The organism is Streptomyces lavendulae subsp. lavendulae, from assembly GCF_002803845.1.
Taxonomy (GTDB): Bacteria; Actinomycetota; Actinomycetes; order Streptomycetales; family Streptomycetaceae; genus Streptomyces; species Streptomyces lavendulae.
Window position 1 is genome coordinate 8,376,144 of the sequence record NZ_CP024985.1, and the last position, 22,030, is coordinate 8,398,173.

Genomic DNA, 22,030 nt, shown 5'->3' on the forward strand with positions numbered 1-22,030 from the left:
GCTGGCTGCCGCCCGCGCGGGGCCGGGTCCCAGGTGGTGGGCCGGCCGAGCGGGTGCCACCACCAGGCGCCCGGCGCGACCCTGTTGCCGGCGGATTCGTTCCGCCCGGCCGGCTCAGCCTCTCCGTCGGCGAGGGCGCCGGGCCGTCCCCGCCCCACGCACACGGTGACGGAGGCGAGGCGGGCGGGGGCGCGGATCACGCCCTGGCGGGGGCCGGAAGCGAGCGGGCGCCTTCCACGGCGGCGGCTTCGCCGTGCGGTGAGCCCCACAGGCGGGCCACCTCCGCGGCCCGGGCGAAGGCGGACCGCGCTCCGGCCGCGTCCCCCAGCAGCGCGCACACCTCGCCGAGGGCCAGCGCCAGCGGCCGGGTGCAGAAGGCGGTGGCGGCCGCGGACCCGAACTGGTCCCGCACCGGCCGCAGCAGCGGGACGAGCGCCGCGGCCGCTTCGGTGTCGCCCAGCAGACAGGCAAGCCGCGCCCGGGCCCCGAGCCGTACCCCGTAGAAGTGGTCCGGCACGGGAACCGCGTCGAACCGCACCGCCCGCGCCTCCTCCAGCTTGCCCTGGAGTGCCAGCACCAGCGCCAGCGCCTCCCCGCCCCGCGCACCCCAGGCCGCGTGGAGCGTCCGGGCCAGCGGCTCGATCTCCGCGATCCGCCCCTGGCTCAGCCGGATCGTGATCACCCCCCGGGCGTGCAGGTCGGCGGCGCGCGAGGCGTTGTGCCGCACCAGTCGCTCCCGTACCTGCCCGTACAGACCCTCCGCCTCCACGAAGCGTCCGCCCGCGTGGGCGAGCATGGCCAGCGTCGACAGGCTCGCCGCCTCCGCCTCCGGCATCCGGTAGCGGCGGGCCACGGCCAGGCCTTCGCGGGCGTGCCGCTCCACGGCCTCCACGTCGTTGCCGATCGCGGCGACCATCGCGTCCACCTGCTCGCACACCCACCGGTACGCGGGCAGGTCGTGGCGCGCGGTCAGCTCCCGCAGTTCGGCGACGACGGGGACACAGCGGGCGGCCTGCGCCTCGTGCGGCAACAGCTTCGTCATGGTGGTGAGCGCGGCCGCCAGCAGCCCGGGGTCGCCGGCGCGGCGCGCGAGGGCCAGCTGCCGTTCCGCAGCCGTGCGGGCCTGCTCCCCGGCGTCGCCGGGCAGCTCGTCCACCAGTGCCTGCAACAGCCGGGCCAGGTCGGCGGGCGGCGGACCGGGCCGGGCGGTGAGCCGTTCCAGGGTGTCCACCGCATGCCGGTCCACCGTGCCGTGACTGCGGGTCAGCCACGGGGTGGGCTCGGTCCAGGCCGTGAACGCCGCGACGGCCAGGTCGTCCCGGCCCGCCCGCTGGGCCGCGTCCAGGGCGCGGCGGCGGGTCCGGGCCGCCGCGTCTCCGGAACCGGCCCGGATCTGCGCCCGCATCAAGGCCCCGAGCAGGTCCACGGCCCGTTCGGCGCGGGCGTCGCCCGGCTCCGGTATCAGCTCGGCCGCGTCCAGGGCCTGTCGCAGCAGGTCCGCGCTCACGTCGTGGGCGTAGCGGTGCTCGGCGAGTTCGGCGGCGCGGAGCGCGAACTCCACGGCCCGGCCGGCCATGGCGGGGTCGCCGGAGCGGGTGAAGTGCAGGGCCAGCGCCGGCAGGGCGTCGGGGCGCAGCTGCTCCAGGGCCCCGGCGAGCCGGCCGTGCAGCAGGCCGCGGCGCAGCCCCGAGAGGTCGCTGTAGACCGTGTCGCGCAGCAGCGGATGCGTGAAGCGGACCAGCCCGGGCCCGGGCTCCGTCAGCAGGCCCGCGGTGACGCAGACCTCCAACGCGTCGACGACCTCGGCGGCCGGGGCCCCGGCGGCCGCGCACAGAACCGCGACGTGCGCCTCGGCCCCGGCCACCGCGGCCAGCCGCAGGATCGCGGCGGCTTCCGCGGGGAGCCGGGCCAGCCGCTGCCGTACGACGTCCCGGATGCCGTCGGGCACCCCGACCATGGCCGCCGACGGGTCGCGGCCCATCAGGAGCCGGGCGCTCTCGCCGACGTAGAACGGGTTGCCGCCGGTGCGTTCCGCGAGGGCGGTCACGACCTCCCCGGAGACGTCCGTACCGCAGAGCGCGCGGACCAGGGTGGCGACCTCCGCCACCCCGAGGCCGCCGAGCGGGACGCGGTACGGGTCGCGCCGGGCGAGGCCGGCCATGAGCGGGGCGAGGGTGGTGTCGGCGTGGCCCGGGCGGTAGGCCGCCACGACCAGGAGCGGAACCCCGTCGATGGCGGCGGCGCGGCCCAGCAGGGCCAGCGTCTCCTCGTCGGCCTCGTGCAGGTCGTCGATGAACACCGCGAGCGGCTGCCGCGCCGCCGCCGACGCGAGCCACCGCGTGAAGGCCGCGTGCAGCCGGAAGCGGCCCGCGGTGGCGTCCCCGCGCGGGCCGTCGGCGACCCCGTCCGGGTCGAGCAGCGCGGACAGCGGACCGACATGCTCCGGCGGGGTCGCCCCGGCCAGGTCGCGCAGCGCCTCCACCCATGCCCAGGCCGCGGGAACGCCCGGCCCGTCCGGGCACCGGCCGACCACGACGTTCCAGCCCTCCGAGCGCAGCGCGGCGGCACAGCGGTCCAGCAGCGAGGACTTGCCCGCCCCGCCCTCGCCCGCGACGAGCGCCACCGCCCCGCCCCGCAGCGCGGCCCGCGCCGCTTCGGCGAGGACACCGAGTTCGTGGCGGCGCCCGACGAAGGCCCGGCGGGAACCGCCTTCGGTCCGCACGACCGGCAGCGCGTCGGCGGCGGGACCGTCGGAGGCGGCGGGTGCGCCGGCGGCGGGTGCGTCGACGTCGGAGGGCGAAACGGCGCCCGGCGCTGCGGGGCCGGCCGTACCGGACGTCTCCGGCACCGGCGCGGGTGCCTCCGGGGCGGGTGCCGGGGCGGCTGCCGCCGCGGTGCGCCCGGCGCCCGCGGGCGGCACCGCCGCCGCGAGTACGTCGAGCTGCCGCGTCAGGATCGCCCGCTCCAACTCGACCAGCCCGGGCCCGAGGTCCAGCCCCAGTTCCTCGGCGCACACGGCGCCGGCCCGCCGCAGCGCCGCGAGGGCGTCGCCCTGGCGGCCGGTCGCCCACAGGCCGAGGGCGAGCAGCCGCCACCCCTCCTCGCGCAGCGGATGACTGCGTACGTACGCTTCGGCGGCCGGTACGGCTTCTTGCGGCCGCCCGGCACCGAGAGCGGCGGCCAGCGACAGTTCCTGGGCCATCAGCCGCAGTTCGTTCAGCCGGGCCGTCTCGGCGGCGGCCCACGGCTCGGCCGCCCACTCGGCGTACGCCTCGCCGCGCCACAGTCCGAGCGCCCCGTCGAGCAGCGGCCCGGCCTCCTCGGCCGGCAGGGAGCGGGACCGTCCCACGGCGGCCTCGAAGCTCCAGGCGTCCACCGCGTCCGCCGCGAGGTGCAGGGCATAGCCCTGGGGGCTGCTCACGAGCAGCCGGGACCCGGCCCGGGGGAGCCGCGCGGGCTCCAGTACGCCGCGCAGGTGGGAGACGTAAACGTGCAGGGAACTGCGCGGCTTCGCCGGCGGGCTCCCCTCCCACACCGCCTCGACGATGCGGTCGACCGGCACCGTCCGGCCCCGGGCGGCCAACAGGATTCCCAGGACGGCCCGCTGACGCCGTCTCCCGATCGACGCCGGCTCTCCGCCGACGGCCACCTCCAGCGGCCCCAGCACTCTCACTCGCAGCATGATCGGGCAAATGTACCAACGGCGTTGGCTCGTTCGGACCCGCTCCGGCGCCACCCGTCCGGGCGGCGCCCGCGGTCCCGCCTCAGCCGGCGACCGGCAGGGGCCGTCGGTGCAGGGCCGTGCCGTCGAAGACCGCGAACTCGCCTGCGCCGGCGTGATGGTGGGTGGGTACGAAGCCCTCGACGCTGCCCAACAGCTCCCCGGTGGCGGGGTCCCACGTCTCCAGCCCGCGGGGAGAGGCCGCGTACAGCAGCCCGCCGGCGGCGAAGAGGGCGCCCTCCACCTCCGGCAGGACGATCAACTCGCGCCGCCACACGGCGTCGAAGACGCGCACGCCCCGGGCGGGGGAGTCCTGGCGCGGGCCGACCCCGTGCAGCCCGGTGACGGCGAGGCGCCGCTCGTCGATCCAGCACTGGGGGGCGTTCCAGAAGTAGTCCCGCCAGGCCAGCTCCTTACGGGTCCTGCCGTCCTCGGACTCCCCGGCCCGGCCGCCGGCCCAGGAGCGCAGGTTCCACACCGAGGGGACGCCGAGCGGATGCCAGACCCAGCCGTCGTCGGCGATCCGCGTGCCCCGCGGTGACACGGAGAGCGCACCGTGGAAGTAGTCCAGGCGGTGGCGGCCCGGATCGCGTGCGGTCAGCAGCTCCCCGCTGAGCGCCTCGGAGAGGTCGAGCCGGTTCCACCCGGTCCGGTGTACCGCCAGCGTACGGCCCCGCTCCTCGGTGAAGGCGAACGAGAACGGCACCGTGTACGCGTGGTGGAACCCGCCGTCGAGGGAGAGCGTCACCCCGCCGGTGTCCAGGTCGACGACCTGCCCGTGGCGGCCGAAGTCGCTCACGACGGCGGCGAAGCGGCCGTCGCGCGAGACGTGCAGCCGGCGCCGCACGACCTGGCCGTGCAGGACGCGCTCCTGCGGGGGCTCCGGCGGTAGGGCCACCCGCGCGGCGACGGCGGTGGCGGCGCGGGGGGCGTCGGCGTCGAAGCGGGCCAGCCGGCCGTCCTCGGTGAGCAGCACCCACTGAGAGGACGACGCTCCGGCGACCGGCGCGAGATCGGCGACGGGGCCCAGTTCCGCGGGCAGCGGGGACGAACGGGTCATTCGAAATCAGGGCAGTGGTACGTCTCCTGGACATGCCCGGCCCGGGATTCCCATACATCGAACAAGGCGCTCTTGCTGGAGACCTTCCGGAATTCCTCCTTGCTGTTCCGGAAACACGCGAGGTCCCCCATCAAGCCGTATCCGACCGGGTGGTAATCCGACAGCGCACACGTGGAGCAGATGGCCATCCGCATTCCGTCGGGAGCGTTCCGCTGCAATTCCAGGAGAGCCGACTCCATGTCCCCGTGGCGCGCCGTGGAGACGTCCCCGCCCGGCACGGCGAGCGTGAGCGAGACCCCGTACTCCTGCCCCGGTGCCGGGGCGTGCGGGTTGGGCACCGTGAGCTGCGTCGTGAGGTCGAACCGTTCCGTGCCGGCGCCGGTCATCACGGTGACGGGCGTCGACCACGTGAGCTCGTAGCCGCACAGGTCCCCCCTGTCGAGCTCGGGCGGCTCCGCCGAGGCGACGGCCTCGCCCACCAGCTCCAGGGAGTCGGGGCTGTGCCCCTCGAATCGGTTCCCGCGCCATTCGAGCGAGAACGTCACGCCGTCGTTCGTCATGACGCCGGCGCCTTTGCCCCACCGGTCCCGGACGAGAACCGAACCGGTCAGGGGCGATTCGTACATGAGTTGATTTTCCATGCGGCCCAGTATGCCCGGGGGAAATCCCCGGCCGGTGCCGAAAAAAGGCCCTGACAAGCCGATGGCAAGAGAACGACAAGAATCCGGATCTGCAGATGTTCTCGGATCCCCACGGTTGACGGCCCGTCGCTGCTGCGGACCACCACGGTCGACGCGCCCTACAGCGAGTCGGGCCCTTCGAGGCCCATGCCACGCACCAGCTCCAGCATCAGCAGCTCGAACATCGGCTCCTGGTCGGAGAAGACGAGGGGCGAAGTGCCCGAAGACCTCCAGCGCGATCCGGCCGTAGAGCGACCGCCGGCAGCCCACCATCGCGCCGCGGGAAGGTCCACCCCGGTGTCCGCCCGGTAGTCCAGCATCTGCTGCCGCGGGCGCGGATCCATCTCGCCCTCGGCGAGAACGGGGAACGGGCGGTCCGCCCACAGCTGCGCGAAGACCAGACCCCAGAGGCCGGCGAGCCGCCGCACCCAGGAGCTGGTCAGCTTGCGGTGCGCGTCACCGGCAGCCGTGGCCGGTGTGCCGAACAGCAGGTTGAATTCGGGCTGGTGCGCTATGGCCCAATGCCGCAGCACACGCACCGGCTCGATCATCCGCATCGCGAAATTGTCCGCGGGATGGGAGAGGGCCGCGGCCTGGAGCTCTTTCACCAGATCGCAGCCGTCTCGCGTCGCGCAGGGCGAATACGGGAGGGGCAGCCGGAGGAGCCTCCCTTTCGGGACCTCTGGGTTCCGGTGTCCCGTCCCTGTCATTCTTCCGGGGGACGGTTCATCGCTCGGGTATGAGCCGGCCGAGGCCGGGCGTCGTCCTGCCGGGCGACGCGAGACCGGCACGCCCGCAGGCAGCATCAGGACATGACGACAACCGACATGCCGAGTGCTTCCGCGGCCGCCGCGCCCGTCTGGGCCCGCCGTGCCGCCCATGCCATCGCCCTGTGCGCCCTCCCGTCCGGCTTATGGCGCATCGCCATGGCGTCCGGGGTCTACGTCGGCTACAGCGACGAGGTCCTGCGGGACGTCTACGCCATCCCGGGGTGGGGCATCGCGTACGTTGTCGGTCTGTCCGTCCTCGCCGAACTGGCCGCCCTCTTCCCGCTCCTGCTCGTGAGCGACCGGCAGCGGCTGCTGCGCTCCAGGACTCTTGCCGCAGTGGCCTGCACAGCCGCAGCGGTCCTGGTCGCGGTGACGCTGTGGCAGGTGGTGGTCGCGCTGACCGTCGAGAGCCACACGTACCTGTCGAACGGTCCGGCCCGGGTCGTCTGGGCCTGCTTCTTCGTCCCGCTCGCCGCCATACCCGTGCTGATGACAGCCGTGACCTCCTCGTACATGAAGCGCCGCCGCGGAATCCGGTGACGGGCGGCCGCCCGCTCCCCGGGCGGACGAGGCCCACACCGTCGCGTGACCGGTGCGGCCCGCCCCCCCCGACCCGGCCTCTCGGAGAGCGTTCGCGGGGAGATATTTCAGCATTCGCGCCCCCCGCCCCACGCTCGCTACCGTTTGCCGTCACCGCAGGAGCCGATGCGGGCGGGTGATCGGGGGAACGGCGATGGCCGCTGCTGGAGCGCGGGACGCACACCGAGGAGCCCGGCGACCTCCGCGTGGCCGAGAGGCTGCTCAGGCCGCTTGCCGGGGACCCTTCGGACGCCGGCCCCCACCAGCTGATGTCCCGGCTGGAACTGGGCACGTCCTGCACGCACGGGCCCGGCTGCTGGGTGACGTCACGGACCTGGCCGATGCGGTCGACCAGTACGAGGTCACCGCGCTGGCGCCCGCCCAGGACATCCGCAGTCGGCTGCACTGCGCCGCCCTGAGGGGCATGAGAGCCGCCGAGCTGGGCGCCCTGGAACGGTCCCGCACCGCCTTCGACCTGGCGCTGAGCGATTTCGTGCCCAAGCTGACAGGCCGTGCGCTCGGCCGTGAGTCGCAGGAAGCACGGTTGCGCGAGCTGCCTTCCCTCGCCACCGTGGCCGCGGCGGTATCGATCAGGGCCGGAGAGGTGCAGGAGGCGCTCGTCCGGCTGGAACAGGGGCGTGGCGTTCTGCTGGCCCAGGCGCTGGAGCTGCGCGGCCGGCACGACGACCTCAGGGTTGCGGACTCCGGGCTCGCCGACCGCTTCGAGCGGGTCTGCGCCGAGCTGGTGGCAACACACCGCAGCCCGCAGCAGCGCCGGAGGTCGGCGGGCGACTAGGAGCTGGCCGACGAAGTCATCTCCGTGGCATCCGCGTTCCAGCTGTGCGGCTACCGGCACGTGGTCGGAAGCCTGTGGACGGTCCAGGACGCCATGGGGCCGGTCCTGGCCCGCGCGGTCTACCGCAACCTCGCGGCACCGGACGGCCGCGGTCCGGCGTATGCCCTGCACCGGGCGGTCGCCGAGCTGCGCGCCCACGGCGACTACGACGACCCGCTGTTCTGGGCGTCGGTCATCCACAGCGGACCGTAACGACGAGACGAACGGGGGAAGGGCCATGGAGGAGGACCGTTCGCTGCGCGCGGCATTCTGCGCGGCGATGTCATGGTTGAACGACGTCATGGCGTCCGAAGGCCGGGGTGACGAACTCCGCTCCGCCGCGCGGGCCGTCCGCGCCGGTACGACGACCGTACGGCAGGCGATCGCCGGACTGGGCATCCCGGAGCACGTGCTGGCCGGCGCCCGGGTACGACGCGCGGGGAGGGCGGGGGCGACCCTCCCGGACTGGTGCCGCATCCCGCCGGGGAGGCGTACCTGTGCCCCGACGGATGGTGCGGTCTGAGGGAGATCCGGCAGCCGGGCGGTGCGGTACCGGCCGGCTGGCGCTGCCGGCTGCGGGACCAGCCGCTGCGCGTCCTGGAGGCGTGAGCCGGTGCCCCCCGTACTCGACCAACTCGGTGAGAAACTGGCCGAGAAGTGGGTGTCCGCCCTGGCGCTGCCCGGGCTGCTCCTCGTCGGGGCGAGCGCCTGCGCCGCCGTCCTCGGCCAGGGTCGTGCCCTCGACGCCGGTCTCCTGATCGAGGAGGCCGGACACTGGGCGACGACCGTGGCGCACTGGCCGGTCGTGGGTCAGGTCGCGGCGGTGGCGGTGACCCTCCTCGTGGCCGTGGCCATGGGGACGTTCGTCCGCGTGTGCAGCGACGGCGCCGTACGGGTCTGGACGGGGGACTGGCCGCACGCCGGGCCGGGCTCTGGGGAGACCTGCAGCGGCAGATCGACGGGATCCGCCGCGACAACCCACCGTACGACCGCGACGACGCGCAACTGCGGCAGATCACGGACCTCACCGCCCGCCGTGACCGGACGGGGCTCTCCTCACCGGCCCGGCCCACGTACACCGGCGACCGGTTCGCCGGGGTGGAGAGCCGCCTGCGGGGCCAGTACGGCATCGACTTGGCCGCCTGCTGGCCCGGGCTGTGGCTGGTGCTGCCGGAGGAGGTCAGGACGGAGCTGCGGTCCACGCGGGCCCGGTTCGATGCCGAGGTGGCCGGATCGGTGTGGGCCGGCTGCTACGTGGTGCTCTGCTGCTTCTGGTGGCCGGCCGCCGGGCGGCCGCGGTGCACGCCGGGCTGGTGGAGGCCGCCGTCGAGTGCACCTGCGGAAACTGGCCGAGGAGGTGGGCATCGCCCTGCCCCCGGGCCCCACCTGGGAGCCCCGTGTGGGCCTCCTCTTCAGCCGCCTGTTCCGCAAGGGCGCATAGCCGGTCGCCGTGCAGGCGGATACCGGTGTCGGGCTGCGAGGGCAGTGGCCCTTTCGCTGGTGAGGCGCTGATGGCCGAGCGGCCCGCGGGCTCAGGCGAGGGCGGTGACCAGCAGGGTGAAGGCGGCGATGATCACGGCGACCCGGACGTAGTGGAAGCGGTCCCAGTGGTTCATCTGCTGCTTCCAGTCGGCCGGCAGGCCGTCGGCGGTCCACGTCTTGACCCGGTTGTTGATCGGGACGAGCAGCAGGATCGACATGACCACACTGAGGACCAGCAACGCGGCGGCGGTGACGACCAGGCCGGCGCCGTGGTGGTCACGTCCGGCGACGGCCCAGACCGCGGCGAGGACGAGCGAGCCGACGTACCAGAACGGCATCACGGCGCCGAGCAGCCGGGCTCCGTGGGTGCGGCCGCGCAGGCCGTTGTCCCCGGGGAGGCCGTTGAGGATCGGGTTGATGAAGAAGGCGACGGAGAACTCCACTCCCACCATGACGCCGACGGCCACGGTGGTGAAGACCTCAAGTGCACGGAGCATGATGACCCCTCCTGGGATCTAGCGTTGCTAGATAGTGAGTCAACGCTAGTGCTACTGCCGCTCGTATGTCTAGCGGTGCTAGGATCGAATCATGTCGGTACAGGAACGCAAGGAGCGCGAACGGGCGGGCCGCGAGCGCCTCATCTTGGCGACGGCCCGTGAACTCGCCGAGCAGCAGGGCTGGGACGCGGTCACCACCCGCCGACTCGCCGAGCGCATCGAGTACAGTCAGCCCGTCCTCTACAGCCACTTCCGCGGCAAGCGCGAGATCATCGGTGCCGTCGCCCTCGAAGGCGCCGCCGAGATGGCCGCGGCGCTGCGGGCCGCGGCCTCCGCATCGTCCTCCGCCGCGGCCTCCGCCACGGACGGCCCGCGCGCCCGGGTCACCTCCCTCGCCCGCGCCTACCTGGGCTTCGCCGAACGGAACCCGGCGGTCTACGACGCCATGTTCCAGCTCGACGGCGGCCTGGCGTTCGCGACGGAGGACACCCCGGAGCCTCTGAAGGATGCCTTCGCGGCCCTGCTGGAGCGCCTCGGCGAGGTCGCCGGGGACGGCGTCAACCCGGCGTTGTTCACCGAGGTGTTCTGGGCGGCCCTGCACGGGCTGGCGACCCTGACCCGGGCGGGACGGCTGCCGCCGGGTGACGCCGAGCGGAGGGTGGAGTTGCTGGTGGACCGCCTCGCCATGATCTGACGCACCGTCCGGGCGCTCCGGCGGCCAGGCTCTCGCGGACCGGCTGCCGGCCCACTGCACCGGTTCGACCCCTCCCGCCGGCCCGCCCGCGCGGCGCTGCCGCAGAGCCCCCGGCCCCGCACCCTGACGGGGCAACCGCCTCGGTGGCAACGTTCCAAGGCGCCGTCGAAGGCACGGATGCCTCGGCCGCACCGTCGCGCGACGGGTTGACCGGTCCCTTGTCACCGTCACGGGCTTCCTGCCGGCCACGCTCCTGCGCACCGAGAGCCAGCTCTGCAGATGGTTGGGCACCGGCTCTCCGGTCCGTGGGGTGACTGCCGACGGCGTGACCGCTTGGAGCACGGGGCCGGCGGCAACGAGAAACCAGGGCACTGGACCTCTAGGCGCCGTGTACCGCCCGGCCCGGCGCCCAAGGCTCGGCCACCGGTGGACGGAGCCGGGCGAGGCCGGCCCCGTCCTTGGCGAGGTCAGGTGGTGCGGCGGCGCCAGGGCCTGTCGTAGGTGCCCCCGCAGGAAAGGCAGGAGGCGGTGTAGAGGGCGCTGGCAGGGGTCATCTGCCGGGCGGGCTCCGCCGGGTGGGTCTCGCCCAGGATGACCGCGGTCAGCTGCGGCTCCGTGCAGGAACACCGGCTGCCGGTCGGACGCGGCCGGCCTGGGCGGGGCTTCCGGGGCGCGGGCACCACCGCCGCGGACGCCGTGCCCGCCGGAGCTGTCGGCGCCGCCGGGAGGTGCTCCATCCGCCAGCCGCCGACGGGGACCTTGCGGCGGCGGGTGTTTCGGTCGAAACGCTGCTGCTCGGCGGCGGTTTCGAACAGCAGCAGCATCCCCGCCAGCAGCCGGAACGCCTCCCCCCGTACGAGTCGGGACACCGGGGACAGCACGGCGGCCGGGATGCCGTCCGGGCCTATCAGGGGTGTCCCACCGCCCCACCGCAACTCGGCAGTGCTCATCCCGACCGTCACCGGTACCTGGTGCTCACGGGCCAGGTACCGGATCGCCTCCTCCACGCCCGGCCGGCGCATCAGCTTCTCTTGCAGCGCCCGCCCGGTGGGGCCGAGCTCCGTCCGGCGTGCGTACGCCTCGGCGGACGCCGCCCGCTCCAGCGCGGCCCGGCGCGAGGCGGCGTTCTTCCGGTGGATGTCGGCCCGCCTGCGCGCCGCCTTCTCCAGGAACCGTGACCGCTCCTCCACGTCCTTGCGCTGCCGCTCCTCTTCCTGCCACAGGTAGACCTCCTCGGCGGCGATGTACTGCGGCGCCGTCCAGACCTGGGCGAGCTGGCGCTGCGGATAGCGCAGCCGCACCTGCGGGGGGTGCGGGCCGATCCGGCAGGTGAACACCCAGCGCAGGAATTCGGCGAGGGGCACCCGAGGTACCGGCTCCCAGGCGGCACCGGTGAACTTCACCAGGCCTTCGGCGACCGCGATGCCACCCTCCGCGGCGACCAGCCGGACCGAGGGGACCGCGCCGAGCCAGGGCGGGCGGGGCCGGTCGCTGAACCAGCAGCAGGTCACGCCATGCGCATCCATCCGCTCCGTGCGGCCTGTGATCTCCGCTGCGGTGATCGGAGAGAGCTGGGCTTCCAGGGCCATGCGCCACGTTCCGGCCGGATCGGCGGCCAGCACGTCGGCCCGCCAGGAGCCGTCCGGTGCCCGGACCTCCAACTCGGCGTGTGCTCCGGCCTGCCGGGCCGCGCTGGCCAGCTCCAGCTTGAGGAGGTGATGGGCCTCGGACTCGCCCTGGCGGGCGATCTCGCAGTCGGGGGCGTGCGGCGCGTGCGCGAAGAACCGCAGGCCCCGCTCGGAGGTCTTCGCGTACATCGAATGCCCGCACTCGGCACAGGAGACCGGCGCGGCCGGCCTGACCTTCCACACCGCCTCCCACGCCTGCCCGCACCCCAGATCCGGCAGGTGCGCGAACACGGTTCCCCACTCGGCGTGCACGGCCCGGAAAGCCATCCGCCCTCCCCCCATCGGTGATCACTTCAGAGTTTCGCGGCCTGCGCTGACAGCCGGTACCGCTGGTTTCGGACGAGCGGCCGGAAATGGACCGGGCACTTCCTGAGCTGTGCGGTAACGCCGGCCGTTGGGGCATTCCGGCATGCCGGCGTCCCCGCTCGCGGGCGGGGCCGGTTGTGGGAGCGGCCGAAGGGTCGGGGCTCAAAGGCCGCGGATGGCCTCGGCCAGGTCGGGGCCGTAGGAGGACCAGCAGGCGACCGACCCGTCGGTGTCCAGTTGCCCCATGTACCACTCTCCGGCGTGGAGCACGAGGCACAGGTCGTGGAAGCCGAGGATGACCTCAGGCTGGAGGGTCGTGTAGTCGCTCCGGCCGGGACCCTCGACGACTACGAGCCTGTCGAGGGAGAGCGGCGTGGCGCTTCGATCGTGCGAGAGAGCGCGGATCTGCTCGATCGTCCATCCGGTGGGGAGGTGTGAGGTCACTGTCGCATTATCTCAACTGGAGCCCGCTCAAAGCCAGTTGTCGGTGACTGCGATCGGCGCTGTTGCCTCGGAGCGGACCAGCGCGACGCGGACACCTCCGCCGCGCGCCGACGACTGGAGGGCTGAGTGCGCGAGTGCGCGAGTGCGCGAGTGCCGGCGATCTCGCCTGTGCGCTTGGCGCGTTCTCCGCATCAGGAGTCGTCTTCGCCGCGTGGTCGCCGTGCCAGTTGCGCAGAGCCGTCTTGCCGCAGGCGGCCCGTGAGTGGCCGAAGGCTGTCGGCTCGCGGCCCTCCTGACGATGATGGAGGGCCGCGCCGTCATGCGGTCAGGAGGACTGGGTCGGCCGCGTGGCGCCCGGTACCGGGCCGACGAAGGCCGGGTTGCCTTGCCAGGCGGGTTCCATGGGCTGGATGTCGACAACCGTCACGCCGGTGCCGGGCCGCTGCTCGCCGATCAGTTCGCCGCGGTGCTGGATGACGAACGGGACGGTGAGGCGTTCGGCGTAGACGGCGTCGTTGACGTAGACGTCCTCGGTGTAGTCGTAGCGGGCCGAGGACCAGCACGCTTCGCATCCGGCTTCGGGCTTGCCCTCGTACGTCCACCGCAGGGTGACCCGATAGGTGATGGGGTCGTTGCTGTCGGAACTGGAGGTGAAGACGAGCTTGCCACGCCCGGTGCGGTGGTCGGTGGCGCACATGCCGAGGGTGACGGTGCCGTACCCGGGGACGCTCTCGGGGGTGGGGAGCTGGGGGACGGGCTGAGTGCAGCCGGGTGCCGGGGTGACGCCGCCGGTGGGTCCCGTGGTGGGGGAGCCGCCTGGAGCGGGGGTGCTCGACGGAATGGCCGTGGGGGCGGCGGTCGGCATGACCGTGGGGCCGGTGGTCGGTGGGACGGACGGGATTCTGGTGGGGGAGACCGACGGTCCACTGGTGGGCGAGGCGGTGGGTACGGGGCCGGGGGCGTCGTCTGCGTTGACGGGCCCGGCGAATAAGGCGAGGACGGCGGCCGCGCAGGTGGCGACGGCGGCGGCCGGTATCAGCTTGCGGTGCACGGGTTCCATTCGGGTGGGTATGTCACCCGCCCCGGGCGGGGCGGGGAGATCTCGGTCTGCGGGCCTGCTGTTCCGGAGTGGTGATGGGCGACACTGAATCTTTCATGGATCGGTGACGAGGGCATCGACCAGGTTGCCGGGCACGTAGCCGGTGGGGGAGGCAGCCGGCCTGGCCGGTGGCCCGGCTCCGGGCGCCGAGCCCGTACCGTGAGGGTGGCGCGGGCAGCGGAACGCGGCCGACGCGCTGCGTGCGCGGATCGGCCAGGGCGTCGCCACCGCACTGGGCTCGATCTTCGGCGCGTTCATGACCACGACCTACGCCGAGAACGTCGGCCTGGTCGCGCCCAGCCGGATCCGCAGCCGCTACGCGGTCACCTGCTGCGGCACGATCCTGATGCTGAGGGGCTTCGTACCGGTACTCGCCTCACTTGTCGCCCCGGTGCCCTGCCGTCCTGGGCGGCGCGGGAGTGGTCTTCTTCGGACGCACGCGGGCCCGCTACCCGGATGGTCCGGTGGATCTTGAACCAGGGAGGGTGGACGGAGTCGGCTCGCCGCCGGCCGGCGCGCACCACTGCCGTCAGCGCTCTCGCGGTCCCTACGTGCGCCACCCTGACGACCGGCAGCGCCGGAGCGATCGTCAACGGGACCGAGTCGACGGAGCGCTACCCGCATGGCGGCGATCCCGGAGTCGGCCCCGAAGCACGGGCTGTACGACGGTCCTGCGGGGCGTCGCTGATCGATCCGCAGTGGGTGCTGACGGCGGCCCACTGCGTGCAGGGTGACGGCCTTGAGCTGGACGGCACTGTCCGGATCGGCAGCGAGGAGCGCAAGCCTGGGGGAACCGTCCGGGCCATCGAGCGAGCGGATAGTCGTCCACCCCGGGTACGTGAACGGTGACGTGAAGGCAGCCGACAAGGACGACTTCGCGCTGGTCCGCCTCGACCGCCCGGTCACCGAGAAGCCGGTCCGTATCGCGGAGCGGGCCGGGCGGCCCGGCACCCCGACCCGGATCCTTGGATTCGGCACTACGACCGACACCGAGCTGGAGTTCGCGGAGCGGTTGCAGGAGCTCAAGACGCGCAGGGGCACCGATACCGAGTGCGCCCCCGGCTATACGGACTGGACCCGGTGGTGCACGATCAGCCGTGTGCCCGAGGTCATGGCGTGTTTCGGGGACTCCGGCGGACCGCAACTCCAGAAGGGCCGGGACGGGCGGTGGGAGCTCATCGGAGCCACCTCGGGTCCCGGCGCCCCGGGGGTCGCCTGCCCGGCCGGGCCGGGCCTCTACACCCACGTGCCTGCCTACGCGGTCTGGATCCGTACAGCCATCAGGCGCAACACCTGACCTCGGACAGCGGCCGACCGGGGCACGCGTGACCAGGGTGCTCCTGTCCGCCGACGAGGCGGCCGGCGTGCGCTACCTCGACTATTCCCTCGTTGGCTTGGGGACCGACATCGAGTGCCTGATCGGCAACGCGCCGACCATGGGACGCCGGGCCCAGCAGTCCAGTCGCACCGAGCTCTCGGCGCCCCGAATGAACCTTGGAGGAGGCTCCGTGCGGCTTCGCTCGATTCGGCCATGGGCCCGGGTCAGAAGGCCAGGCGGGTCGGGGAGTCCGGGTGGGGCCGCATCAGCAGCAGGTCCTCGCCCCAGGCGTCGAGCACCGCCGCGTGGCCGGCGGTCCGGGCGGCCGCCTCGACCCGGGCGAAGAGCCGCTGCTGCGGCGCCACTTCGCCGGTCGCGGTGATCCGGGCGACGGTGTTCAGCAGCGCGGCGCTCTTCCAGCCGGGCAGCGGGAACCGGTCCAGCTCCCAGGCCAGGTACTTGTTGTAGGGACGCGGTCGGCGGTCCAGGGCGAAGAGCAGATCGAGCAGGAATCCGACGCTGACGGCCGCGTCGAGGTGGCCGGCGAGCGGGTTGCCATCGCGGTGGTTCTTGACCGAGCGGTAGAGAGAGTTGGCGTAGGCGTCCAGCAGGGCGGCGCCGGAGCGGAACGCCTCCTCGGCGCCGAGCCGTCCCATCGCGGCGACGATCCGGGTGACCTCCCCGTCGCGTCGGTCGACCAGCACCCTGGAGCGGGCGATGGCGTACCGCTCCCAGTCCGGGGGCCGGCGGAACCGATCGAGGGTGGTGACGACCAGGTCGAGCTGCGCGGAGCGGTAGCCGTCGAGGGCAGCCGGCTCGCTCGCCGCGTCGTCGGCGAGGATGACGTAGAGGTCGTGGTCGGAGTGACGGGTGGTCATGCCGTCGTGGGCCCGGGAGCCCTTGAGGACGAGCCCGACGACGGCCGGGTCGGCCGTCGCACCGGCCATGAAGGCCGCGAAGTCCATGGTCATGTCAGGTCCTTGCGCATCAGCGTGCACATCGTCTCGTACCGCTGGAGCGAGCCGTCCTCGGCCTCCGTGTCCCAGGAGTCGAGCTCGCGGCCGAAGGCCCGGTAGCCCAGGCGTTCGTAGAGGGCGCGGGCGCGTGGATTGCCCTCCTCGACGCCGAGTTCGGCGCGGGTCAGGCCCCGGGCGCCGATCCGCTGCTCGGCGGAGCGGATCAGCAGCGTGCCGATCCCGCAGGACTGCAGGGCCGGGTGGACGCTGAGTTGCCAGAGCGTGCCGGCGCCGGGCTTGACCGCGTAGTCGATGCCGCCCACCGCCACGGGGACCCCGATCGGCGTGCACACCGCAAGGTAGTCGATCTCGCCCGCCTCGGCGCGGCGGATCTGGTGGGCGAGCTCGCGCACGTGCTTGGGGGAGCCGGCCCAGCCGCAGGCCGGCAGGTCCGCGTCGGTGAGGTCGCGCACCGACAGGTGCAGCCTGATCTCGGTCATCGCCGCATCCCTTCGAGTCCGACAGTGGCCGTCTCCCATTCCAGCAAGCCGGTCCCCGTGCCGTCCAAGGGGTTTCGGACCGGCCCGGCCCCGACGTCACCGGAAGGGCTTGCGCTCTCGACCGGCGCCGGGCGTCGGCGAGTACGGGCCGTCTCCGGGCCGTGCGGGATCAGCCGACCCGACCCAGAACGACAGAAGCCCACGGCATCCGAAACTCCGTCATCCCCATGGGCTTCTTCCGCCCCGCTGGTCAGCGGAACCGGTGATCAGTAGACCGGCGTGCGAGTGCCCTCCCGGGCCGTCCTCGGGCCGTGGACGGGCGCTCAACGGTGACCAACGTCGACAGCTCACCAGCAGGTCAGGACGTCGATCGATCAGGCACTGTCCGGCGGATCACGCTTCGGGGTCGAGGGTCCGGAGGTCGTAGAGGTAGGAGCGGTCATTTTTGAAGCTGCGCCAGACGGTGGCGGGGGGTTCGGGGTCGTCGGCGTGGCTGTTGAGGGGGTGGGCGGTGACGAGGCCGCCAGCGATCTCGCAGTGCCAGCCGTCGGTCGGCGACCAGACACACCACACGTTCCCGTCCGTTCGGCGGTAGGCGGGGCGGCCGTTGCGCTCGCCGTCGCGCTCGAAGTGGTAGCGGAGCCCGTCGATGTGGCGCTCGAAGGTGAAGGATGAAAGTGCCGTCATAGCTTCGGCACTGTATGGGACGACGCTGCTGGCAACTAAGGAGTCCTGGGCGTGACCAGGTGCTGGGTGTATCTCACGGGCGGAGAGTCAGAGCCAGAGCCGGATCGCGGCGACGGTGACGGTGACGGTGCCCTGGAAGACGTAGGCCCTCTTGTCGTAGCGGGTTGCGACGGCCCGGGAGTTCCTGAGCCGGTTGATCGTGCGCTTGACCTCGTTGCGGCGTTTGTGGATCTTGCTGTCGAAGCCGGTGGGCCGGCCGCCCTTGCTTCCGCGTCTTGTGCGGTTGGCCCGCTGGTCCTTTGGTTCGGGGATGGTGTGCTTGATCTGGTCTGTGCAGCGCATTGGCAGCCTGTTGTAACATGTCATCCAGTAGATGACAATCATGTCGTCGTCAATCTGATGACAATTGAGGGAGGTGTCCGTGACCACAGCCCACCAGCCACCTGCGCCCGGCACCGAGGCCCACAGTCCGGCGTCCTTCATGGCCGCCGCGGCAGCCCTGGCCGCCATGGACGAAGCCCTGCGCGGTGCCCAGAACGACACGTCCGACACCGCCGGGCCCGGCCCCGAGCAGGCTCTGGCCTCCCTGATGCTGCTGCGGCAGGTGCGAGAGCAGCTCGCCGGCTGGGAGACCGGTCTGATCGAAACCGCCCGCGATGCGGGCGCCAGCTGGGCCGACCTTGCCCACCCTCTCGGTGTCGCCAGCCGCCAAGCCGCCGAGCGCCGTTACCTGCGCGGTCGGCCGGGACCCGCCGGCGCCACCGCAGAGCAACGCGTGCAGGCCACCCGCCAGCGCCGCGCGGCTGACCGCACCGCCGCCACCTGGGCCCGCGCCAACGCAGCCGACCTGCGCCGCCTTGCCGGACAGATCACCGCACTCGCCCACCTCACGCCCGAAGCGCGCTCAGCCCAGGCCGCCCTTCACGTCGCTCTGGGAGCCGCGGACGCCTCCGATCTCCTCGGCCCCCTGCTCGGCATGCGTCCCTACCTCGACGCCCGCCACACCGGCCTCATCGACTCCCTCAATGCCCTCGAAGCCCACCGTACGACGACGGCCTCTGGCGAAGACTGACCCACGCAGAGCCATCATCCGCACGCGGTGCCCCGTCTGCGCGTCACGCCGACGGCGCCCCGAATCCCGTCCGTATCTGACCTTCCGTTGAAAGGATGCAGCATGCCCAGCAGCGTTGAGACGCTGGAGTTCCAGGCCGAGACCCGCCAGTTGCTCCGGCTGGTGATTCACTCGATCTACTCGAACAAGGACATCTTCCTGCGCGAGCTGATCTCGAACGCGTCCGACGCCCTGGACAAGCTGAGGCTGGCATCACTGACCGACGCCAGCCTCTCCGAAGCCGACACCAGCGATCTGCAGATCTCGCTGGAGGTCGACAAGGACGCCCGCACCTTGACCGTCCGGGACAACGGCATCGGCATGACCCGCGACGATCTCGTTGAGCTGATCGGCACCATCGCCAAGTCCGGCACCGCCAGCCTGTTGGAGAAGATCAAGGAGTCCAAGGACGCCGCAACTACGGAAAGTCTGATCGGGCAGTTCGGCGTCGGCTTCTACTCGGCGTTCATGGTCGCCGACAAGGTCACCGTGCACACCCGGCGGGCCGGCACCGACTCCGGTACCCAGTGGGAGTCCGACGGCGAGGGCTCCTACACCATCCAGGCCGCCGACGACCTCCCCGTCGGCACCTCGGTCACCCTGCACCTCAAGCCCGCCGACAGCGAGGACGGACTCGCCGACTACCTCTCCGAATCGAAGATCCGACAGATCGTCAAGCGCTACTCGGACTTCATCCGCTGGCCGATCCGCATGGCCGCCGACCGGACCGATGCCGACGGCGAAGCCACCTCCGACCTTGACACGCTCAACTCGATGAAGGCGCTGTGGGCCCGGCCCCGCAGCGAGGTGACCGAGGACGAGTACAACGAGTTCTACCAGCAGATCAGCCACGACTGGCTGCCCCCGGCCGAGACGATCCACATGCGCGCCGAAGGCACCTTCGAATACGAGGCGCTGCTGTTCATCCCCGCACAGGCCCCCTTCGACCTGTACTCCCGCGAGTCCAAGTCAGGCGTGCAGCTGTACGTCAAGCGGGTGTTCATCATGGACGACTGCGAAGCGCTCATGCCCAACTACCTGCGCTTCGTCAAGGGTGTCGTGGACGCCCATGACCTGTCGCTGAATGTCTCCCGCGAGCTCCTCCAGCACGACCGCCAGATCCAGGGCGTACGCCGACGCCTGGTCAAGAAGGTCCTCGGCGCACTCAAGGGCATGCAGGACAAGGACACCGAGCGCTACACGAAGGTCTGGGCCCAGTTCGGCCGGGCACTGAAGGAGGGCCTGCTCGAGGACACGGACAACACCGAAGCCCTGCTGGAGCTGGTCTCAGCCACCTCCACCCACGACCCGGAGAAGACCACCACACTGCGCGAGTACGTCGAGCGCATGAAGGACGGCCAGGACACCATCTACTACCTGACCGGCGAGACCCGAGCCATGGTCGAGAACTCTCCGCACATGGAAGCCTTCACCGCCAAGGGCTACGAGGTGCTCATCCTCACCGACCCCATCGACGAGGTATGGGTCGACCAGGTCCCCGCCTTCGACGGCCATCGCCTGCAGTCCATCGCCAAGGGCCAGGTCGACCTCGACGACACCGCCGACGACGAAACGGAAACCGACGCCGACAAGGCCCAGCGCGAGCAGGACTTCGCCGCCCTGCTGCCCTGGCTGACCACCACCCTGTCCGACCACATCAAGCAGGTACGCCTGTCATCACGCCTGACCACCTCGGCAGCCTGCATCGTCGGCGACGCCCACGACGTCACCCCCACCCTGGAAAAGATGTACCGAGCCATGGGCCAGCAGATGCCCACCGTCAAAAGGATCCTGGAACTCAACCCCACACACCCCCTGATCACCGCACTTCGCACCGCACACCACGCAGACGCCGAGGCACCCGCTTTGACGGAGGTCGCCGAGCTGATCTACGGCAGCGCTCTGCTCGCCGAAGGGGGCGACCTGCCCGACCCGGCCCGCTTCACCCGGCTGCTCACCGACCACCTGACCCGCACCCTGTAACCACGAAAGCAGCCCAGCCCGGACGAGGGGGCGGCTCTTCGCGCGCCGCGAGGAGCATGGCGCTGGAGGCGGCGCGCCCCACCCGGCACGGTGGTGTCGGCGATGCGCAGCAGGTAGCTGGCGGCGTCGCGGTCACCGGCGAACCAGCCGTCCTCGAACTGCGGCTCGGATCCGTGCGGGGGGCTGCTCTCGGAGATCCAGGTGTGGGCGCCGGCCACCGCCCCGGCCTCCAGCTTCGCCACGATGTCGTCGGCCTGCTCGTGCCCGATGCCGACGGCGGCCAGGGCCTGGAAGACCGTGAACCGGGCGTCGGCGGCCTTGTGCTGGTGGTGGCTGGTGCGGGCCAGCTCCTGGCCGTACGCGTCGGCGTCGTGCCGCTCGCTCCTCACACGGCGCCTCCCTCGTCTGCCCGGGTGCGGTGGGCGACCCAGTCCGGATCGCGTACGGGCCCCGGCCCCCGCGTCTCGGTGGCAGGGGCGCGCATGATGCGCCAGCTGGTGCGCGGCGCGGTGACGGCGTGGACCAGGACGACGACGGCCTGCCGCCCGGCGCCGCCCCGGACCCACGCCCCGGTGTAGCGGACCTGGTCGGCCGCCCAGTCGCCCAGACGCCGCCACGGACGCAGTCGACCGAGCGGATAGCCCGGCCGCGACCGCGACGACCGCAGTGACGGCGACGCCCATCACGCCCACCGCATCCCGATCGCGGACAGCTGCTCCGCCCGCTCCGGAGGCAGCGTCGCGGCCCTGCTGCGCTGGTTGCTGATCCACGCTCCGAGCCGGACCTCCCTCTCCTCCTGGTCCTCGCCGACGACCCGTTCGACGTGCTTGCGCGGCACCCGCAGGTGCCCTTCGCGCTCGAAGAACTGGCGGGCGCCCTCGAAGTTCATGGCCCACTTGTCGGCCTGCGTACGGCGTGGGGTCGGCATCTCGTCCTCACCGGCGGGCTCGATCCCGAGGACGTGCTCGCACAGCCACTGCTGCGCGGTGGTGAGGTTGTCCCAGCCGAGCCGGACCGAGCGCACCCACCGTCCGAGGTCCTCGCCCTGGTGCATCACTTCGCCGGGCTCGGTCGGCAGGATGCCGCCGGCCTCCAGGTGGAGCCGGACGAGGTGGAAGGCGCGCTGCCACTCCACCGGCCAGACCGGGCACCAGGACGGGTCGATGTCCTCCAGGTCCTCGTCCATGTCGCCGCGGGCGTAGAAGCGCCCGGCTTTGTTGGTGAGTTACGATTCTGGCCCAACTTCTGTGGTATCGGACCCCATGGGCTACCACATGACTCGAAACAAGGCCCTGACCTGCAGATCCTCTCGCTCGTCAGCCGCGACGGGCCGAGCCACTGCCCCAGACCACAGAAGTTGAGCCAGAACCCATTCTCATGGACAAAGCCACTGGGCGGACCGTCACACCCCGGTGGGCCAGCTGGGCCAGCGTGTCCGCGACCGCTTCCTTGAAGGCTCTGGTGTTCCTCATGAACACCATCCTTCAGCAAGCGGGCAAGATCCACTGCGTCTGGTCATTTCTCGAACCGCAGCCGTGGAGGTGTCGGCGTACGGACTTTTCTCCCCAGCCGTGTACGCGTGAACGTCCCCGCTTCCATCCCCGGTAAGGGCAAGGATGG

The 22,030-nt window shown here is 72.3% G+C and carries 23 protein-coding genes and 1 pseudogene; 10 read left to right on the top strand and 14 right to left on the bottom strand.

What is annotated here, in order from left to right:
• Nucleotides 1-196: 196 nt before the first annotated feature.
• From SLAV_RS37835 to SLAV_RS37850, 4 genes are all read right to left on the bottom strand, one after another.
• Nucleotides 197-3,682, bottom strand: coding sequence for an ATP-binding protein (locus tag SLAV_RS37835; RefSeq protein ID WP_078950630.1), 3,486 nt, complete (start codon nucleotides 3,680-3,682; stop codon nucleotides 197-199).
• Between the two features lie 82 nt (nucleotides 3,683-3,764).
• Nucleotides 3,765-4,781: a hypothetical protein gene (locus tag SLAV_RS37840; RefSeq protein WP_051841389.1), complete on the bottom strand. Its 1,017-nt coding sequence runs from the start codon at nucleotides 4,779-4,781 to the stop codon at nucleotides 3,765-3,767.
• Nucleotides 4,778-5,407 carry a DUF6304 family protein gene (locus tag SLAV_RS37845; protein ID WP_051841388.1) on the bottom strand — a complete coding sequence of 210 codons (630 nt, stop codon included), beginning with the start codon at nucleotides 5,405-5,407 and terminating at the stop codon, nucleotides 4,778-4,780. Before SLAV_RS37845 ends, SLAV_RS37840 begins: the two co-directional genes overlap by 4 nt.
• 173 nt (nucleotides 5,408-5,580) lie before the next feature.
• Nucleotides 5,581-6,069, bottom strand: coding sequence for a hypothetical protein (locus SLAV_RS37850; protein ID WP_051841387.1), 489 nt, complete (start codon nucleotides 6,067-6,069; stop codon nucleotides 5,581-5,583).
• Between the two features lie 204 nt (nucleotides 6,070-6,273).
• Here SLAV_RS37850 and SLAV_RS37855 point away from each other — a divergent pair, with 204 nt between their 5' ends.
• The 4 genes from SLAV_RS37855 to SLAV_RS42880 all read left to right on the top strand — a co-directional run bounded on the left by SLAV_RS37855 (nucleotide 6,274) and on the right by SLAV_RS42880 (nucleotide 8,254).
• On the top strand, nucleotides 6,274-6,771 hold the full coding sequence (locus SLAV_RS37855) for a hypothetical protein (protein ID WP_030239394.1): 498 nt from the start codon (nucleotides 6,274-6,276) through the stop codon (nucleotides 6,769-6,771).
• Nucleotides 6,772-7,234: 463 nt separating this feature from the next.
• A complete protein-coding gene (locus SLAV_RS37860; RefSeq protein ID WP_030239391.1) occupies nucleotides 7,235-7,606 on the top strand; it encodes a hypothetical protein in 372 nt (123 codons plus the stop codon).
• An 18-nt stretch (nucleotides 7,607-7,624) separates the two neighbouring features.
• Nucleotides 7,625-7,858 (top strand): CHAT domain-containing protein, encoded by a 234-nt coding sequence (locus tag SLAV_RS37865; protein WP_267884273.1) that lies wholly within the window; start codon nucleotides 7,625-7,627, stop codon nucleotides 7,856-7,858.
• A gap of 255 nt (nucleotides 7,859-8,113) precedes the next feature.
• Nucleotides 8,114-8,254, top strand: a complete 141-nt coding sequence (locus SLAV_RS42880; protein WP_234333874.1) for a hypothetical protein — start codon at nucleotides 8,114-8,116, stop codon at nucleotides 8,252-8,254.
• A gap of 923 nt (nucleotides 8,255-9,177) precedes the next feature.
• Here the strand turns inward: SLAV_RS42880 and SLAV_RS37880 are convergent.
• On the bottom strand, nucleotides 9,178-9,624 hold the full coding sequence (locus SLAV_RS37880; RefSeq protein WP_030239384.1) for an anthrone oxygenase family protein: 447 nt from the start codon (nucleotides 9,622-9,624) through the stop codon (nucleotides 9,178-9,180).
• 91 nt (nucleotides 9,625-9,715) lie between these two features.
• Here SLAV_RS37880 and SLAV_RS37885 point away from each other — a divergent pair, with 91 nt between their 5' ends.
• Complete coding sequence (locus SLAV_RS37885) at nucleotides 9,716-10,318, top strand: TetR/AcrR family transcriptional regulator (RefSeq protein ID WP_030239381.1); 603 nt, start codon at nucleotides 9,716-9,718, stop codon at nucleotides 10,316-10,318.
• A 467-nt stretch (nucleotides 10,319-10,785) separates the two neighbouring features.
• On the opposite strand, the gene SLAV_RS43290 is transcribed toward SLAV_RS37885, so the two are convergent.
• From SLAV_RS43290 to SLAV_RS41340, 3 genes are all read right to left on the bottom strand, one after another.
• The gene (locus SLAV_RS43290; RefSeq protein WP_051841386.1) at nucleotides 10,786-12,273 is read right to left on the bottom strand and encodes a competence protein CoiA family protein; all 1,488 of its coding nucleotides are present in this window, start codon (nucleotides 12,271-12,273) and stop codon (nucleotides 10,786-10,788) included.
• A gap of 201 nt (nucleotides 12,274-12,474) precedes the next feature.
• Nucleotides 12,475-12,756 (bottom strand): hypothetical protein, encoded by a 282-nt coding sequence (locus SLAV_RS37895; protein ID WP_051841385.1) that lies wholly within the window; start codon nucleotides 12,754-12,756, stop codon nucleotides 12,475-12,477.
• A 325-nt stretch (nucleotides 12,757-13,081) separates the two neighbouring features.
• Nucleotides 13,082-13,816, bottom strand: coding sequence for a hypothetical protein (locus SLAV_RS41340; RefSeq protein WP_158740880.1), 735 nt, complete (start codon nucleotides 13,814-13,816; stop codon nucleotides 13,082-13,084).
• A 235-nt stretch (nucleotides 13,817-14,051) separates the two neighbouring features.
• Between SLAV_RS41340 and SLAV_RS43750 the strand changes: the two genes are divergently transcribed.
• From SLAV_RS43750 to SLAV_RS43450, 3 genes are read left to right on the top strand one after another with little or no spacing between them, the layout of a single operon-like run.
• The gene (locus SLAV_RS43750) at nucleotides 14,052-14,330 is read left to right on the top strand and encodes a solute carrier family 23 protein (RefSeq protein ID WP_078950628.1); all 279 of its coding nucleotides are present in this window, start codon (nucleotides 14,052-14,054) and stop codon (nucleotides 14,328-14,330) included.
• The gene (locus SLAV_RS43445; protein WP_335341816.1) at nucleotides 14,312-14,704 is read left to right on the top strand and encodes a trypsin-like serine protease; all 393 of its coding nucleotides are present in this window, start codon (nucleotides 14,312-14,314) and stop codon (nucleotides 14,702-14,704) included. Before SLAV_RS43750 ends, SLAV_RS43445 begins: the two co-directional genes overlap by 19 nt.
• Nucleotides 14,694-15,152: a S1 family peptidase gene (locus SLAV_RS43450; protein ID WP_335341815.1), complete on the top strand. Its 459-nt coding sequence runs from the start codon at nucleotides 14,694-14,696 to the stop codon at nucleotides 15,150-15,152. The genes SLAV_RS43445 and SLAV_RS43450 overlap by 11 nt, the downstream gene beginning before the upstream one ends.
• Nucleotides 15,153-15,397: 245 nt before the next feature.
• Here SLAV_RS43450 and SLAV_RS37920 read toward each other — a convergent pair whose 3' ends face one another.
• The 4 genes and pseudogenes from SLAV_RS37920 to SLAV_RS37935 form a co-directional block, all read right to left on the bottom strand.
• Nucleotides 15,398-16,144 (bottom strand): hypothetical protein, encoded by a 747-nt coding sequence (locus tag SLAV_RS37920; protein WP_037688695.1) that lies wholly within the window; start codon nucleotides 16,142-16,144, stop codon nucleotides 15,398-15,400.
• Entirely contained in the window at nucleotides 16,141-16,629 is a 489-nt protein-coding gene (locus SLAV_RS37925; RefSeq protein ID WP_030239370.1) for a GNAT family N-acetyltransferase, read from the bottom strand. Before SLAV_RS37925 ends, SLAV_RS37920 begins: the two co-directional genes overlap by 4 nt.
• 393 nt (nucleotides 16,630-17,022) lie before the next feature.
• Nucleotides 17,023-17,316, bottom strand: coding sequence for a hypothetical protein (locus tag SLAV_RS37930; protein WP_030239369.1), 294 nt, complete (start codon nucleotides 17,314-17,316; stop codon nucleotides 17,023-17,025).
• An 87-nt stretch (nucleotides 17,317-17,403) separates the two neighbouring features.
• Nucleotides 17,404-17,643: pseudogene (locus SLAV_RS37935) on the bottom strand (IS5/IS1182 family transposase); the annotation flags it as partial.
• Nucleotides 17,644-17,737: 94 nt separating this feature from the next.
• Here SLAV_RS37935 and SLAV_RS37940 point away from each other — a divergent pair.
• Together SLAV_RS37940 and htpG are read left to right on the top strand one after the other, a co-directional pair.
• Nucleotides 17,738-18,388 carry a hypothetical protein gene (locus SLAV_RS37940; protein ID WP_030239364.1) on the top strand — a complete coding sequence of 217 codons (651 nt, stop codon included), beginning with the start codon at nucleotides 17,738-17,740 and terminating at the stop codon, nucleotides 18,386-18,388.
• Nucleotides 18,389-18,490: 102 nt separating this feature from the next.
• Complete coding sequence (gene htpG, locus SLAV_RS37945) at nucleotides 18,491-20,410, top strand: molecular chaperone HtpG (protein WP_030239361.1); 1,920 nt, start codon at nucleotides 18,491-18,493, stop codon at nucleotides 20,408-20,410.
• Here htpG and SLAV_RS41345 read toward each other — a convergent pair.
• Nucleotides 20,317-20,799 (bottom strand): hypothetical protein, encoded by a 483-nt coding sequence (locus SLAV_RS41345; RefSeq protein WP_030239358.1) that lies wholly within the window; start codon nucleotides 20,797-20,799, stop codon nucleotides 20,317-20,319. The two genes, htpG and SLAV_RS41345, sit on opposite strands and share 94 nt — an antisense overlap.
• Before the next feature lie 293 nt (nucleotides 20,800-21,092).
• Entirely contained in the window at nucleotides 21,093-21,596 is a 504-nt protein-coding gene (locus SLAV_RS37955; protein ID WP_030239356.1) for a helicase associated domain-containing protein, read from the bottom strand.
• Nucleotides 21,597-22,030: the final 434 nt, after the last annotated feature.

Excerpts from the sequence above, each read along its gene's own strand:
- SLAV_RS37930 (WP_030239369.1), bottom strand. The coding sequence starts at position 17,316 with ATGACGGCACTTTCATCCTTCACCTTCGAGCGCCACATCGACGGGCTC.
- SLAV_RS37880 (WP_030239384.1), bottom strand. The coding sequence starts at position 9,624 with ATGCTCCGTGCACTTGAGGTCTTCACCACCGTGGCCGTCGGCGTCATG.
- SLAV_RS37855 (WP_030239394.1), top strand. The coding sequence starts at position 6,274 with ATGACGACAACCGACATGCCGAGTGCTTCCGCGGCCGCCGCGCCCGTC.
- SLAV_RS37840 (WP_051841389.1), bottom strand. The coding sequence starts at position 4,781 with ATGACCCGTTCGTCCCCGCTGCCCGCGGAACTGGGCCCCGTCGCCGAT.
- SLAV_RS37835 (WP_078950630.1), bottom strand. The coding sequence starts at position 3,682 with ATGCTGCGAGTGAGAGTGCTGGGGCCGCTGGAGGTGGCCGTCGGCGGA.
- SLAV_RS37860 (WP_030239391.1), top strand. The coding sequence starts at position 7,235 with ATGAGAGCCGCCGAGCTGGGCGCCCTGGAACGGTCCCGCACCGCCTTC.
- SLAV_RS43290 (WP_051841386.1), bottom strand. The coding sequence starts at position 12,273 with ATGGCTTTCCGGGCCGTGCACGCCGAGTGGGGAACCGTGTTCGCGCAC.
- SLAV_RS41340 (WP_158740880.1), bottom strand. The coding sequence starts at position 13,816 with ATGGAACCCGTGCACCGCAAGCTGATACCGGCCGCCGCCGTCGCCACC.
- SLAV_RS37845 (WP_051841388.1), bottom strand. The coding sequence starts at position 5,407 with ATGTACGAATCGCCCCTGACCGGTTCGGTTCTCGTCCGGGACCGGTGG.
- SLAV_RS37885 (WP_030239381.1), top strand. The coding sequence starts at position 9,716 with ATGTCGGTACAGGAACGCAAGGAGCGCGAACGGGCGGGCCGCGAGCGC.
- SLAV_RS37955 (WP_030239356.1), bottom strand. The coding sequence starts at position 21,596 with ATGGACGAGGACCTGGAGGACATCGACCCGTCCTGGTGCCCGGTCTGG.
- SLAV_RS43445 (WP_335341816.1), top strand. The coding sequence starts at position 14,312 with ATGGTCCGGTGGATCTTGAACCAGGGAGGGTGGACGGAGTCGGCTCGC.
- SLAV_RS37925 (WP_030239370.1), bottom strand. The coding sequence starts at position 16,629 with ATGACCGAGATCAGGCTGCACCTGTCGGTGCGCGACCTCACCGACGCG.
- htpG (WP_030239361.1), top strand. The coding sequence starts at position 18,491 with ATGCCCAGCAGCGTTGAGACGCTGGAGTTCCAGGCCGAGACCCGCCAG.
- SLAV_RS37920 (WP_037688695.1), bottom strand. The coding sequence starts at position 16,144 with ATGACCATGGACTTCGCGGCCTTCATGGCCGGTGCGACGGCCGACCCG.